Here is a 14123-nt window from a genome sequence, read left to right on the forward strand (position 1 = left end):
AAATCATAAAACTGAGGAAATATCATGGCCGTTGATTTGGGTATGCCGATCCTTATCGTCGACGACTACAAAACGATGCTGCGGATTGTCCGCAATCTTTTGAAACAGCTTGGCTTCAATAATGTTGACGAAGCAACCGACGGCGCGCAGGCGCTTGAGAAGGCCCGTGCCAAGCAATATGGTCTGATCATCTCAGACTGGAACATGGAGCCGATGACCGGTTACGAGCTTCTGAAAGAAGTGCGCGCCGACAACCAGCTCAAGGGCACGCCGTTCATCATGGTTACCGCAGAATCCAAAACCGACAACGTGATTGCCGCGAAAAAAGCCGGTGTTAACAACTATATTGTTAAGCCGTTCAACGCTGCGACACTGAAGCAAAAACTGGTGGCGGTACTCGGAGAATTCTAATGACTTCCGAAAAGCTTCCCAAACAGATTGAACTGCTTGTCGACAGTTTGCGGAAGCAAAATACAGCGCAGTTGTCTCTCACCGATGTTGCATCGGTGACGGAAGTGCTGATCGGCACCATGTCGGTTTTCTTTAAATCCATCGACACCTCGATCTACCGCGAATGCCGGTCGCTGAGCGATTATATCTCGAACGCCCGCAAGGAAATTGCTTCCCTGCAACCGGGTGACCTTGAGAGCGCCCGCATCCCGCGTGCGGGGCTTGAGCTTGATGCTATCGTGCAGCAAACCGAGGAAGCCACCAACACCATCATGGAAGCGGCGGAAGAGATCATGGGTCTCGACCCCGCAGACACGGACAATTACGTGGCCAAAAGCCAGGATGCGGTGATGCGCATCTTTGAGGCTTGTTCGTTCCAGGACATCACCGGCCAGCGCATTTCGAAGGTTGTGGAAACCCTCTCGCACATCGAGAAGCGCGTGCTTGAACTTCGTAACCTCCTTGGGGTCACGGAAGAAGATATCGAGCAAGCGAAGGCTGAGCATACAGAAGAAAAAGCCGCGAGCGGCGACAAGGCGCTGCTCTCGGGCCCAGCGCTTGACGGTGAAGGCATTGACCAGTCTGAGGTAGACGCCCTGATGGGCGGCGCGGCGGCTGAAGCGCCCGCACAGGCTGCGGCGGCACCGGCGCCTGCACCGGCACCAAAGCCAGAACCGAAGCCTGAGCCAAAAGTCGAAGCCCCAAAAGCTGTCAGCCCGAAAGAGCTGGACGCCATGTTTGAGGAAGACTTCGACCCGGTAGCGGACCAAAAAGCCGCTGAAGCCAAAAAAGCCGAGGAAGAGAAAAAAGCCGAGGCCAAAAAGGCAGAAGCAAAGCCCGCGAAAAAAGAGAAGAAAGACGAAGAGGTCGACCTTCCCGCAGGTGAAGAAGTTAGCCAGGACGATATCGACGCCTTGTTTGGCTAAGCAACCCTGCTTTCAAGAATTTCCGAAACCCCGCGAGCCCCGGCACGCGGGGTTTTGTTTTGTGCGGTGCCCACCCCTGCCCCCGCCCTCACCGTCATACCCGGCGAGCGGCCATAGCCGCGAGGCAAGGGTATCCGTGAACCGGCAGCATCCAAGAACAGTCATCCACCATTTCATGGACCCCGCCCGCGCGGGGGTGACACGAAGGAGAACAGTGCACTGGGCGTAGCCTCGATTTAGGTCGGTATGGTCCGCGCGCAGCGCCAACCTCAAAATTTCACACCTACCAAACCAGGCTCTCAAGAACGGCGTGCGGAACAGCTTTGCCCGCGCCGAATATGTTTTGGAAGGTTCCCACAGGCACCTTATCTGCGCCTCGGGCCGCGCTATAAAGCTCAGGCAGCTCGCGGCGGTGAATGCCGCCCGCGATAAACAGGCCCTTATAGCCCGCGGCTTTTGCCCCTGCCATATCGGTTTGCAGGCTGTCACCAATCATCATGATGCGCTCAGGCGCTGTGTCGGGCGCGAGGCCCACCTCTTTGAGGCAGGAGGTCAGCGCGCTGGCCATGGGTTTACCGAACCAGTGCACCTCGCCGCCCATCTCGGTATAGAGGTCTGCGATAGAGCCAGCGCACAGGTAGAGCTTCTCCCCCACATGCACCACGCGGTCAGGGTTCGCGCACAGGAAAGGTACACCGCGCGCAGCCGCCCCCTCAAGCCAGGGCCGGTGGGTTTCAACCTCAAAAAAATCCAGGTCTGTTGCCAAAATGATATCGGCTTCATCGGGCGTTTTCACCCGCTCGACCGGCAGGCCATCCACCGTGTTGTGGTCGCTTTCCGGCCCCATATGGTATAGCCGCGCACCGCTGTAGCGCTCCCGCACCTCATCGCGGGCGAGCCCGCCGGACGTGACGATATAATCATTAAGCGTGATGGGCAGGCCCATCTTCTCGAGCATATCCCGCACATGGGTGCGCGGGCGTGGCGCGTTTGAGAGGAATACGGTTTTAATGCCGTGGGCGCGCGCCTCGGCGATGGCATGCACGGCACCCTCGTTGAGCGTGATACCGTCGTGCATCACACCCCATAGGTCACAAATCACCAGAGACAGATCATCTTTAAAGTCGCTTAGGCCACCGCTGAGGGCAACCGTCGCACCAATGCTGTTGGGCATAAATTACTCTCAGAGTTCGCGGTTCATATCATTGGCGGAGGTCGGCTCGCCAAACAGGTAGCCTTGCGCAAATTCGACCCTGTTCTCAAGGGCCTGCAAGACCATGTCTTCGCTCTCGATCCGGCTGACGATCAGCTCCATGCCCTTGCGGCGCAGGAAGGATTTAACCGCCTCCACGTCACCGTCATCGGGGTGGCTGGCCATCAGGTCACCAAGGTCGGATTTCACAAACTGGAAGTGCCTGTCACCCAAGAGCGCAAAGTCCTGATTGAAATCTTTCACCAGATCCATCGAGAAACCAAAACCCTTGCGCCCAAGGGTGAGCAGCCTGTCTTTCACCTCGCCGGCAAGGCTCAGGTAGTCGGCCTGGCTTATTTCAAACACCAAGCGGTCCCGGAATTCCTCGTTCGAGGTCATGAAGTCGATAAACTGCGGGAAAAATTCTTCGTCCGCCATGGAGTGCTTCGACATATTACAGAAGAAACGCACACCGGGCCTGCGCTTGCCCATGCGGCGCACAAGCTGGATCAACCGAAACAGAAGCAGGTTATCAATGGTGCCGATAAGGCCCTTGCTTTCCGCGACCTTCATATATTGGCGCGGCAGTACGATACGGCCTTCATCATCCCGCACGCGGGAGAAACATTCATAATGTTTGGTGTGGCGCGCGGGCAGGCTCACGATGGGTTGCAGGTAGAGGTCTACCCGGTTTTCAGACAGCGAGTTGCGCACCACAGAAAGGAGCTGATCTTCCCGCTTGATGATCCTGATCTGCGCTTTCTTGCGGGTCATGCCGCGCGGGGTGGCCTTGCCAACCGGCTTCGGTGTGGTGTCATCCAGCGTGTTCGGGTCAACATCCCCTGCGGCAGCGTCAGCATCTTCGCGCTCAACCTCATCGGTGCCTTCATCCACCACCGCCATCGCGGCTTCCTCTGGTGTCAGCTCCAGCGCTTCCAGCTCTTCCTCTGTGGCGGGTTCCATTTCCTCTTCGGGCTCGGGTTCAGCTTTCGCAGGCTTGCGGGCAGCAGGTTTCACTTCCGTATCCGCGCTCAGCGCCAGCGCTTCCTCATCGCTGCCGGATTTTTTCTCAGGCTTGGTTTTGGATTTCTTGCTGCTGAACTCAACCTCGCGCTCCATCACCTGGGTGAGAAGCGTGTGCAAAACCTTCAGCTCAGACACCAGTTGGTCGCTCTTCTCGTCACCCTTTTCACCGTGGCGGCGGGTGCGTTCCAGGTCTTTTCGTAGGATGGTGGTGATGTCTTCAAGCTTGCTCAGGCGCTCGTCCGCGCTCAACTCCGCGCGGCGGTTGATCAACCACATTTGCAGTTGCCAGGCACCAAAAAACACCATCATGCCAAGCGCCATGGAGACATCGGCCGCAAAGTCAAAGGCCCGAGGCGGGATCACAGCAACCGCAACCCCCAAAACCGCATAGGAAACCAGCAGCAAAAGCTGTGTTACAAGCGCCATGAAATTCGTATCCCTTTCCTTAGCCCTTTGTGCTTGGTGCCCATGCTGGCACATGGAACAGGCGAGGTTAAGACTTTTGTTGTGGCGCGCCACACCTCAAAACGCATTATTGGCGGAAACCCTGAAGTTTTGCCGAAAAAAGACGCCACACTCGCGCCACAAAAACCGTCACACTTATGCCACCTGTGTGGCGTAAAGAAGCGCCCCCCGGGTGGTGTTTTTATACCCCCTCACCAATTGTTATGCTAAGAGCGTTTGCATGAGACCCGTGTCATGGGCCGGATGGGAGCCTATCTGACACTATGCGTTGAAAAGCACATTGCGACGGAGACCGATAAGATGAAAAAGTTTTTCCTTCTGCTCCTTGTCTTGATCGTTGGCGGGGCGGCCTATGCCTATTACCAGCTTGATTCTATTGTCAAAACCGGCGTTGAGACCACGGGGCCTGATGTGCTTAAGGTGGATGTGAAAGTTGATAGCGTCAGCCTCTCCCCCTTCTCCGGCAAGGTGGGCATCAAAGGACTTACGATCGGCCAGCCTGAAGGGTTTGGTGAAGGGGCGATCGCGTCGCTTGGGGCTTTTGATCTGCAGCTCCAGACCAAAACGCTGATGTCGGATCATATCATTATCGACCGCATGTATATTGAAGCCCCGGTTCTTGATGCCCGCACCAAAGGCAAACTCACCAATTTTGACGCCCTGCAAAAAGGCATCGGCTACACCGCCAGCGAAGATACCGCGCCGTCAAGCGTTACGCTGACCATCAAGGAAATGGTGGTGAAAGCACCTGAAGTTGCGGTCTCAACAGAGGGTGGCCTGATGGATGTGAACGAGCGTATCAAGCTTGCTGACTTCACGCTCACCAACCTTGGTACCGATGAAAAAGGCTTGGCCCCCGGCGAGATCGCCCGTCATGTGATGGATGTGCTGCAGCCCCAGATCGCGAAAGCTCTGATCACCGCTAACGCCCCGGATAAGCTCAAGAATATTGCCAATGATGCACGCGGCACCCTTGAGAAAGGCATCGGCGGCCTTGTGGGCAAGCTGAAGAAGAAGTCTGACGAAAAAGACGATGACGGCAATAACTGATTGATTTCTGGACTGAGGCGTCCAATATTCACCAAATTCATCAGGGAGATCACTATGTCACTAGAAAAAATCACCAATGAGCTACGCACTCGCATTGGCGCACACTCACCCCTCACCGCTATCATCAAGTTTGATTTTGGTGATGACGGCGTGGTGCGGATCGACGGTAAATCTTCGCCAACGGTTGTGGACAATGCCGATTCGGAAGCGGACTGCACCGTGAAGGTCACCATGGATAATTTTGTCCAGATCGCTGAAGGCAACCTCAACCCACAGATGGCTTTCATGACCGGCAAATTGCGTGTAGAAGGCGACATGAGCCTTGCAATGCAGCTTGGCTCCATTCTTGGGTAAACTAAAAATAACAGCCAAAATAACAGGTTGATATGTTTGAGAAATTTCGCAGTGCTGCCATAGGGCTCAGTGTCCTTGTTATCCTTGCCGGGGTTGGTCTTTACATCCTTGTGCAAACCGGCGGCGGCGATAAAATCTTTGGGGGCAAGGAAGGCACTTTGCCCCCCGTTGACTTCGCGGTGCTAAGCCGCGCGTTTGACGACCCAAGCTACCTTTTGTGCGACAAAGAGCTGTGCAAAAACGCGGAGGTCGACGGCCCCGCCCCACAGTTTGAGGTAGACGCCCAGACCCTTCGCCTCGCCATCGCAGATTACACCGACAATATGCCCACGGTGCGGACCTTCCGGTTCGACCCCATGGCAAACCAGTTTGATTTTACCGAGCGCCTGCCCGGTGAAAGCCTGCCGTCTGTTGTTACTGTCCGCATCATCGACAAAGGCAACTATGCGAGCGAACTGGTGATTTTCAGCCGCACACCGGTTGGCGACAGCAAGGCGCAGGATCATGAAGAACGGGTGACACGCTGGATCAGGATGATCTCGTCACGCCTCGCGGGCTAAACACTCAATAGCTATCGCTATCAAACTCGTCATCGCCGTGGCGTGCGTAAGGGTTCGCAGCGGTTGTGCTGCCGCTTGAGCCGTAGTCAAGTCTGCCGGAGGCACTGGCTGGCGCCGCCTCGGTTTGCTCACCCGCATCCGGTTGTGCGGTAAGCGCTGCGAACTGCCGGTTAAGGGCGATGGTCTCCCGCACGCTTGCCTGCACGTTGAGGTAACTGTCCCGCGCGCGGCCAAGGCTTGAGATGGGCGGCAGCGGCGCACTTGCTTCCTGGGTTCTGGTTTCCGCCAGCGCAAACTGCACACCGGTTGAAAGCAACCCACTGCCCGGCCTTGGGCTATTGTCCTGCAAAACCGCCGCTGTGGCCGATGCTGATGTCAGGGAAGATGTGCCGGATGACAGGCCACGGGAAAACTCGCCAGAGCGCACTTCGCTTGCCCCAGAAGGCCGGGCGCTTGCCCGTTCCGAACGTGTTATAGGGGCCGCAGACTGCGACCGCATGGCAAATGTTGCATCCGCCATTCAAGCACCCAAAAATTTTCACCCACCCCAATTTACCGCGCAATGCCCCCAAAAGGCAACGCAGAACCGCACAAAGCCGCTAATAGTTGCTGGAATGCCCCCGATTGCTGTGCTATCGCTCAAGCCGCAAACGGTGTGTTCTGGCTACCTGCTCGGCAGAGAGGGAAGGTGCTAAAGGGGGGCTCACTGATAAAACTCAAGATAAAAGCGAAAAGTTGACATGGATAATAATACCCTCGCGATTTACATTCACGAACTTAGAAACCAGTGCCTGCACGCTGAAGCGTCATTCAATATCTTCAATCAGGCCATGACGAACCGCATGGGGTCCGGCATCCTCTATGGTGGCCAAATGATCCTCATTCCCGGCAGCCAAATTGCCTCCGTGCTGTGGCCAACACGTGCCCGCGCCCGCACACGCGGCGAAGCGCTAAGGAAAGTACTCCAACTGCCTGAGAAGCATCCGCTGAACGACCGTCGCCTTTGCGAACTGTGGGAACGTTCTGACGAGAAGCTCGAGGAATGGATCACAGCCACTCGTGGTCAGCAGGTTATTTTTGACTTTGTGGGTGACCCTGCAACGGTTGGTGACGGCAAAACACCAGATGCCTGCATCTACCGCGCTTACAACCCGGCTGCACGCATCTATTGGTACCGCGGTGTTGCCTATAACCTGCAAGCCGTTGCCAACGCGCTGACAGACGTTGCCACCCGCGTGAACACAGTTTACCGGCAGATGTTCCCTGAGCAGGCGAAAGCGGAAGACGAAGCCCGCCGCCAAGCAATGGAAGCTCAGAAGGCGGCGCAGGAAGCAGCGCAAGCTGCAGCACCGGCGCAAGCGGGCGCTGACGCCGCACCCGCTGCCGCGAATGATGCGGAAGACGCACCAAAAGCAAAGCCAGCAAAAAAAGCAGCAGCCAAAAAGCCAGCCGCGAAAAAAGCTGCGCCTAAAAAAGCCGCCCCTAAAAAGGCCGCAAAGAGCGAATAATCAGAACCAGGTGAAAAGGGTGGAAACCTGCCCTTTTCGCGCCCGCGTGGCCGGGTGTCTCGGGATATTGCGCGAGCGAACAAATTCTGTAAGATACCGCCAGTTGGGCTTGAGTACCGCACTAAACAAAGGAATTGTGCACCGATGAAAAAACATATGTCTCTTGTATTTGCCGCTGCACTGTTTGGAAGCCTGCCAGCCATGGCGCTGGACTGTGGCGAACCACCGCTGGATTACCCGCCCGTGCCAGACGGAAGCCGCGCAACCGCCGATGATATCCGCGACGCCCGTGACGCTGTGCTTGCCTTCTCACGCACCGTTGATGAATACCTGACGTGCATGGACCAGCGCGCGCCAAACATCCTGCCTTACCTGACCAAAGAGCAGAAAGCCCGCTGGGACGAGGACCTGACCAAGATCCACAACGAACGCCGCGACCTGCAGGTGAAGCTCAATGAAGCGATCCGGGCTTACCGCCGTCAGGACAGCTAAGACGAACAGCGCATCACCTCAGAGTAAACAGCAAGGGGCTTTCATGGGCCCCTTTTTTGTATCTCCCTCCCAATATCCCGCCCATTATTGGACTGTACCGTCCATAAAATTTGACAGCCCGCATCCCTCGCCCCATCTTCATTTCCAACAAGGAAATAGAGGGGATGATCCATGCTTGCACGCCGTGCCGTTTATGATGAAGAACATCATATTTTCCGCGATGCTGTCCGTAAATTTTTTGAAGCGGAAGCCACGCCACATGCGGCAGACTGGTCGAAAGCCGGGCAGGTCCCACGCGACTTCTGGAACAAGGCAGGCGAAGCGGGCATCCTGTGCCCTCAGCTACCGGAGCAGTATGGCGGTGTTGGCGGTGACTACCGCCTCAATTGCATCATCAATGAGGAGCAGGTTTATAACCGCGCGGGCGGCGCAGGCCTTGCTGTGCATTCAGACATTGTTGCGCCATATCTGCTGCACTACGGCTCAGACGACCTCAAGGAACGTATCCTGCCCAAAATGGCGACCGGCGAGATGGTTGGTGCTATCGCCATGACCGAGCCCGGCACCGGCAGTGACCTGCAGGGCATCAAAACCACCGCTAAGCTGGACGGCAACCACTATGTGGTCAATGGCTCCAAAACCTTCATCTCAAATGGCCAGAATTGCGACTTTGTGATTGTGGCCTGTAAAACCGACCCCAAGGAAGGGGCCAAGGGAGTGAGCCTCGTGGTAGTGGAATGCGACCGGGAGGGTTTCCGCCGTGGCCGCAACCTGGAGAAAATCGGCCAGCATTCATCGGACACGTCCGAGCTGTTTTTCGACGAAGTGCGTGTGCCTGCCACCAACCTCATCGGGCATGAAGGGGCGGGCTTTATGTATCTGATGCAGCAGTTGCCGCAAGAGCGGCTCTCCATCGGTGTTATTGCCATGGCGGGCGCCCAGCGCGCGTTTGACATCACGCTTGATTATGTGAAAGAGCGCCAGGCTTTTGGGCGGCCCATCGCTGCGTTCCAGAACACGCGCTTCAAACTCGCGGAAATGAAAACCGAGATTGATGTTGGCTGGGCCTTTATCGACCAGTGCCTCGCCCGCCACGTGAAAGGCGAGCTCGACGCTGTGGGCGGTGCCATGTCAAAACTCTGGACCACCGAGATGCAGGGCCGTATCGTGGACACCTGCGTGCAGCTTCATGGCGGTTACGGCTTTATGGCAGAGTATGAAATTGCTCACCATTTCACCGATAGCCGGGTACAGCGTATCTATGGCGGCACGTCTGAGATCATGAAGGAACTTATCGGTCGCTCTCTATAGAGCCACAATATTCAAGCAGGTTTTATGTCGCTTCCCGCCCTTACCGCTGTCATCTGTTTTGCCAATGAGGGTGAAGAGGTTGAGATCACGGTTCAGGGGCTTCGCGATACCTGCGGCGACGATATCGACATTCTGCTCATCAATGATGCATCAGATGACAGACGGGACTATGAAACGGTCGCGGACCGCTATGGTTGCCGTTACCTCTTGAACGAAAACCAGATCGGCCCAGCGCATAGCCGCCACAAAGGCGCGAGCTGGGCCAAGACCGAGAATGTTATCTTCCTTGACGCTCATATGCGCTTCTATGAGCGCGGCTGGCATATCATCGTCAATGAAATGATTGCCCAGAACCCGACCACTCTTTTTTGCACCAAAAGCAAACCGCTTAAACCGGGTGGCGAGCCGTCCGGCGCGCCCACCGGGCACGGTGCGAGCATGATTTTCATGGCCGACGATTTTAACGCCGCGCTGAAACCAGACTGGAATATCTACCCCCTTGAGGGGGCTGGCCCCGCGTATGTGCCCTGTGTGCTGGGTGGCAACTACGCAGTAAACCGTGATTTTTTCCTCAGCATTGGCGGCTACAGGGGGCTACACAGATATGGCGGGGAAGAAGCGCTCATCAGCATCAAGACATGGCTCGCAGGCGGGAACTGCCAGTTGATCCGGGACGTTGAGATTGGCCACATATACAGGGACGGGCGCGGCGCGCCGTGGAAGGACAAGGTGAAATACTTCCACTTCAACAAGCTGGCCACGGCGGAGATCCTTTTTGACGCGCAAGAGAAAGCACCATATTTCAAGCTTCTTGACGCTTTGCCGGAGGGGAAATCAGCCAAACAGGTGTTTGATAGCCGCCGGTCGTTTGTGCATAGCGCCAGAAAAGTCTTCCAATCTGTGAAGCGCCACCCCATGGCCTATTTCCATGAACTGAACGATGCGTTTCGGCGCAAGGAAAGCATCACTCCCGAAGCGTGAAACCGACCGCACCAACTCTGATTGCAGGGCGCCCTGCTTCATGCTAGACCGGGCAAAAGTTGGGTGCCAAGCACCCGCCCAGAGCTAAAGAAGGAAACATCAATGGCCCGTCAGAGAGTCACCCTGCAAGCAAACCTGCCTCACGGCACTTTTTATTGGGTTACCGAGGTCAATGCCAGCACGGAAGAAGAAGCCGTTGTGGCTGCAGAAAACCTGTTTCTGGCCGAGATGGAAAACATTGATGAATGGGAATTTACCGACTTTGAGGTAGCTGGCGCCTAAGGCTCCCCACCTTCCGCCACACACGCAGGGGCCCTTTTTCCAAGCCAGCGCTCAAGCGCCTCCAGCGATGTGCCCCATTTTTCCTGATGATCGCCCGATTCCCTGAAAAACCAGAAACGCGCATTATAGGCTTTTGGGCGAATAACCTCAGAGATGGATACGCGGGTCGAACATGGCCCTTCGGGTTTAAGCTCAATACGAAACCAGCGCTGGTCATTGTCTGATTCCTGAATTGTCGCAAATACGCGGCCCGGCAGCACCTCGCTGGTTTGTTCCATGGCGTGCCAGCGCTTGCCTTGCTTTTTCCAGAACACGAGCCGGGTTGCGCCATTTTCAAGCTCATTGCCTTTGAGGCGTTGAAGATCAATAAGTTCAGCCTGCCACCGTTCGCGGTTTTCGTCGTTTGTGACCCATGGCCAGATGGCTTCCGCGCTATAGGGCAACACCGCTTCTTCTGAAATTTCAAAACCGGCATCAATCACCAGAATCAGGCGGACGACAATACTGACGCCAAAAGCGACCAGCGCCGCCACCACCGATTTATGATATAGATTCCAGTCTCTAAAACGGTCTTTCACTGCCATTCCCCTTGACCAACCTTCGCCACCACCCCAGTTTTATCCCTAGCTGCAATCCCTGCAGCGGATGATGTCTGGGGAGGGCATATGACGATCACCCTTATTTCTGCAAGCCTTTTAGGTCTGCTTCTTATTCATCTTTCCGTCAGAGTTTCAAAAAACCGGCAACGTGCCAAGGTCTCAATTGGTGATGGTGGCGATGAAATGCTCGCCAACGCCATTCGCGCGCACGGCAACCTGACAGAATTTGCGCCATTCTTTCTGATCCTTCTCGGGCTTCTGGAGTTCCGCGAGGTCAATCCTGTGCTGCTTCTTGTGCTTGCAGGCGCCTTTGTTGTTGGCCGCTTCATGCATGGCCTGACCTTCGGGCGCTTTGAGGGCCTCAATCCGTTCCGCTTCTGGGGCACTGTGCTCTCTTGGCTCGCAATCCTTGCGGCCTCCATCTTGGGCCTGCTGGACGGCTACAACCTGCTGCCTTAAGCCATAGTTTGGAGGCGCACCTGCGCCTCCAGCACAATAGGGTCAGGATGCTTTCCCGCGTTCTTCATCGGTTTCGCCTCTCACCGTCCGCACAGAAAGACCACCAACAATCAGTGTTAGCGATACGGCGATAAATGCCATGAGGCCGAGGAGGTAAAACCCGAAGCCAAGCGCGAGGCCTATAGCGCCCGACGCCCATATGCTGGCGCCCGTCGCGGTACCAACCACATCATCCCCCCGCTTGAGGATCGCGCCTGCGCCCAGAAACCCGATGCCTGTCATCACACCTGAGATAATTTTGGAGAGGTCTACGAGCACGGGTTCCCCCACATGGGCATAATCCGCATAAAGCTCCTGCCCCATAACCGCGAGGATGCAGCTGCTGGCCGCGATGATCATGAAGGCGCGAAAATCCATCGGTTTTTTCTTACGGTCCCGATCAAGGCCGATCACCGCACTGAAAAGCATCGCGAGCCCAACCCGCAGCAGGAGCTCTCGCCCTGAGACAATGCTCAAACTTAGTTCGTCAAATATATAATCCATACGCCAAGCATGGCAGCGCTTCTTGACGAAATCTAGGCAGGCCCACCCTCGCTACTTTTCGGAAAGCGCGAGCCTCGCCCCGAGGCCGATAAGCGTCGCACCCGACAATGCCTGCACGAGCTTCGCGCCCGCGCCAGAGGATTTCATCTTCCGTGCAACCTTATCTGCTGCAAGGATCACCATCACGTCCGCCGTGCTGAAGGAGATATTCACGAAAGCACCGAGCAAAAGGAACTGCGCCCACACGGGCAGGCCCGCCCCAGCGTCAACAAACTGCGGCAGAAACGCGATAAAAAATATCGCCACTTTGGGGTTGAGGATTTCAACCCACATGCTTTCGATAAAAGCCCGGCGGGCCGACTTGGGCATATTTGTGGATACGCCCTCGTCAGCCACCGCGCCGGAGAGCTTCTGCCTGATCAGGCTGATACCAAGCCAGACGAGGTAAATAGCCCCCACAATTTTCACCACGGTATAGGCCAGGGGCACATGCACAAAGATGGCTGAAAGCCCAAGGGCTGCGGCAAATACGTGCACATAACAGCCCAGGTGAATACCAAGCGCCGCCATAAATCCCGCACGGCGCCCGCGCGCCAATGTTTGCGCGGCCGTATAAAGAATGGCCGGGCCCGGCACAAAAGCAAAAATGGCGGTCGCTATAAAAAACGGTATCAGGTGCTCAAAAGACGGCATGGCTTAGCCCTCTGCATGCAAGTTATAAATTCGCTGGCCATAGTGCCGCATCCAGACAAGGCGTTCAATGCAGGGATCTAGGCTTCCCAACTATTTTTGAAGCGCTGTCTGTAGGTCGTGTTGAGCGGCGGCATCGATCCATTGAAGATAGGGCTGTACCAGCAGGGCATTGTCATGCTGCTTGTCCTGCATGATCTGATTGACAGCGTTGATGACCTGCTGGCCTACCGGGTCCACACTACAGCCGATATAGCTCTCAACAAGTATGGTTTCCTCCTCAAGGGGTAAGGTGGTCAGCGTATCCATCATGTCTTTGCCCTCATGCAAGCGCATGAAATAACCAACCTCATCCGGATAGCCGAAGGTATAGTCCACCCTGCCCCGCGCCAGCATCAGAAACGCAAGTTCCGACCGCGCGGCAACGTGCAAATCGCCCTTCTCCCGCGCGACATGCATCCAGGGGTCGATATGTGGACCATAACTTCGGTCTTTTACTGCCGCGCCCGACAAGCCCTCCAAAGCGGCCAACTGCGGCAGCCCAATTCTTCCGTGCTCATTCACGAGCTGTTTAAGCTCATCACTGCGCGTGCTGTTTACCACCAGACGCAGAGGGAGCGAGGTTAAAATAGGTTCAGAAAAAACCATGAAACGCGCCCGGTCTTCCGTCTTTGCCAAGGCGCTTGCACATGCAGCTTCTCCATACCGGACATTAGCGATAACACGCGCGAGCGCTGTCTCATGGCGACGGATACGGAAATCGACCAGCCGTTCTTCGAAATAGTCAAGGATCTGGTCCTGATATCCTTGAGCCTTGAAAGGGCCATCCATAATAAAGGCGGGCGGATAGTTGAAACTGTACCAGTGGACAAGCGGCCGGGCGTCGCCCTCCCCTTCCGCAGAATTCGCTGGTGATGCATCAGAACTGATGACACTGAACAGCAGTACCCATAATAGCTGGAAAACGCGACCTGGCTCGATCAACCGGCGTCTACGACTGAGGATCGACGGTAAAAAAAACGCTTTAGGTTTTCTCATGGGTAATATCATGCTCAATCTATCTAGCCGACAGCATCATTCTGGCCGACTATTCTGTGCAGTGCAACACGTGAAACCAGTTCACATTTCTGCAACGCCGATTGACTTCATCAACAGGTTCACCGGCAAGAACATCACTCTATGTTGACGCGGGCGCGTCATCGGCACATAAGGTGCCCGCGAGGCCCTTGGGCCAC

Annotated in this window: 18 protein-coding genes; 11 read left to right on the forward strand and 7 right to left on the reverse strand. The window is 55.8% G+C overall.

The features are described from left to right. The first annotated feature begins 24 nt into the window (after nt 1-24). Nucleotides 25-411: a response regulator gene (locus ACN0XZ_RS01015; protein ID WP_417455842.1), complete on the forward strand. Its 387-nt coding sequence runs from the start codon at nt 25-27 to the stop codon at nt 409-411. Continuing rightward, complete coding sequence (locus tag ACN0XZ_RS01020) at nt 411-1376, forward strand: protein phosphatase CheZ (RefSeq protein WP_417455843.1); 966 nt, start codon at nt 411-413, stop codon at nt 1374-1376. Before ACN0XZ_RS01015 ends, ACN0XZ_RS01020 begins: the two co-directional genes overlap by 1 nt. 283 nt (nt 1377-1659) lie before the next feature. Here ACN0XZ_RS01020 and ACN0XZ_RS01025 read toward each other — a convergent pair whose 3' ends face one another. Next, a complete protein-coding gene (locus ACN0XZ_RS01025) occupies nt 1660-2550 on the reverse strand; it encodes a TIGR01459 family HAD-type hydrolase (protein WP_417455844.1) in 891 nt (296 codons plus the stop codon). 9 nt (nt 2551-2559) lie between these two features. Then, nucleotides 2560-4020: an EAL domain-containing protein gene (locus ACN0XZ_RS01030; RefSeq protein ID WP_417455845.1), complete on the reverse strand. Its 1461-nt coding sequence runs from the start codon at nt 4018-4020 to the stop codon at nt 2560-2562. Between the two features lie 339 nt (nt 4021-4359). Here ACN0XZ_RS01030 and ACN0XZ_RS01035 point away from each other — a divergent pair, with 339 nt between their 5' ends. From ACN0XZ_RS01035 to ACN0XZ_RS01045, 3 genes are read left to right on the forward strand one after another with little or no spacing between them, the layout of a single operon-like run. Continuing rightward, nucleotides 4360-5109, forward strand: coding sequence for a hypothetical protein (locus tag ACN0XZ_RS01035; RefSeq protein ID WP_417455846.1), 750 nt, complete (start codon nt 4360-4362; stop codon nt 5107-5109). Nucleotides 5110-5163: 54 nt separating this feature from the next. Then, complete coding sequence (locus ACN0XZ_RS01040; RefSeq protein ID WP_417455847.1) at nt 5164-5463, forward strand: SCP2 sterol-binding domain-containing protein; 300 nt, start codon at nt 5164-5166, stop codon at nt 5461-5463. A gap of 32 nt (nt 5464-5495) precedes the next feature. Beyond that, nucleotides 5496-6023 (forward strand): hypothetical protein, encoded by a 528-nt coding sequence (locus ACN0XZ_RS01045; protein WP_417455848.1) that lies wholly within the window; start codon nt 5496-5498, stop codon nt 6021-6023. A gap of 4 nt (nt 6024-6027) precedes the next feature. On the opposite strand, the gene ACN0XZ_RS01050 is transcribed toward ACN0XZ_RS01045, so the two are convergent. Then, nucleotides 6028-6543 carry a hypothetical protein gene (locus ACN0XZ_RS01050; protein WP_417455849.1) on the reverse strand — a complete coding sequence of 172 codons (516 nt, stop codon included), beginning with the start codon at nt 6541-6543 and terminating at the stop codon, nt 6028-6030. 220 nt (nt 6544-6763) lie between these two features. Between ACN0XZ_RS01050 and ACN0XZ_RS01055 the strand changes: the two genes are divergently transcribed. The 5 genes from ACN0XZ_RS01055 to ACN0XZ_RS01075 all read left to right on the forward strand — a co-directional run bounded on the left by ACN0XZ_RS01055 (nt 6764) and on the right by ACN0XZ_RS01075 (nt 10597). Then, entirely contained in the window at nt 6764-7531 is a 768-nt protein-coding gene (locus tag ACN0XZ_RS01055; RefSeq protein ID WP_417455850.1) for a hypothetical protein, read from the forward strand. A gap of 156 nt (nt 7532-7687) precedes the next feature. Continuing rightward, complete coding sequence (locus ACN0XZ_RS01060; protein ID WP_417455851.1) at nt 7688-8023, forward strand: hypothetical protein; 336 nt, start codon at nt 7688-7690, stop codon at nt 8021-8023. A gap of 171 nt (nt 8024-8194) precedes the next feature. Beyond that, nucleotides 8195-9334: an acyl-CoA dehydrogenase family protein gene (locus ACN0XZ_RS01065; RefSeq protein ID WP_417455852.1), complete on the forward strand. Its 1140-nt coding sequence runs from the start codon at nt 8195-8197 to the stop codon at nt 9332-9334. A gap of 24 nt (nt 9335-9358) precedes the next feature. Next, complete coding sequence (locus ACN0XZ_RS01070) at nt 9359-10315, forward strand: glycosyltransferase (protein ID WP_417455853.1); 957 nt, start codon at nt 9359-9361, stop codon at nt 10313-10315. Between the two features lie 102 nt (nt 10316-10417). Then, entirely contained in the window at nt 10418-10597 is a 180-nt protein-coding gene (locus tag ACN0XZ_RS01075) for a hypothetical protein (protein WP_417455854.1), read from the forward strand. On the opposite strand, the gene ACN0XZ_RS01080 is transcribed toward ACN0XZ_RS01075, so the two are convergent. Then, nucleotides 10594-11175: an SRPBCC family protein gene (locus ACN0XZ_RS01080; protein WP_417455855.1), complete on the reverse strand. Its 582-nt coding sequence runs from the start codon at nt 11173-11175 to the stop codon at nt 10594-10596. The genes ACN0XZ_RS01075 and ACN0XZ_RS01080 overlap by 4 nt on opposite strands. Before the next feature lie 87 nt (nt 11176-11262). Here ACN0XZ_RS01080 and ACN0XZ_RS01085 point away from each other — a divergent pair, with 87 nt between their 5' ends. After that, complete coding sequence (locus tag ACN0XZ_RS01085; RefSeq protein WP_417455856.1) at nt 11263-11655, forward strand: MAPEG family protein; 393 nt, start codon at nt 11263-11265, stop codon at nt 11653-11655. Between the two features lie 42 nt (nt 11656-11697). Here the strand turns inward: ACN0XZ_RS01085 and ACN0XZ_RS01090 are convergent, their stop codons facing one another. The 3 genes from ACN0XZ_RS01090 to ACN0XZ_RS01100 form a co-directional block, all read right to left on the reverse strand. Then, on the reverse strand, nt 11698-12198 hold the full coding sequence (locus ACN0XZ_RS01090) for an MgtC/SapB family protein (RefSeq protein ID WP_417455857.1): 501 nt from the start codon (nt 12196-12198) through the stop codon (nt 11698-11700). 51 nt (nt 12199-12249) lie between these two features. Continuing rightward, nucleotides 12250-12891 carry a LysE family translocator gene (locus tag ACN0XZ_RS01095; RefSeq protein WP_417455858.1) on the reverse strand — a complete coding sequence of 214 codons (642 nt, stop codon included), beginning with the start codon at nt 12889-12891 and terminating at the stop codon, nt 12250-12252. Between the two features lie 90 nt (nt 12892-12981). Then, entirely contained in the window at nt 12982-13926 is a 945-nt protein-coding gene (locus tag ACN0XZ_RS01100; protein WP_417455859.1) for a hypothetical protein, read from the reverse strand. Nucleotides 13927-14123: the final 197 nt, after the last annotated feature.

It is taken from the genome of Kordiimonas sp., assembly GCF_048264555.1.
In the GTDB taxonomy this organism is placed as follows: Bacteria; Pseudomonadota; Alphaproteobacteria; order Sphingomonadales; family Kordiimonadaceae; genus Kordiimonas.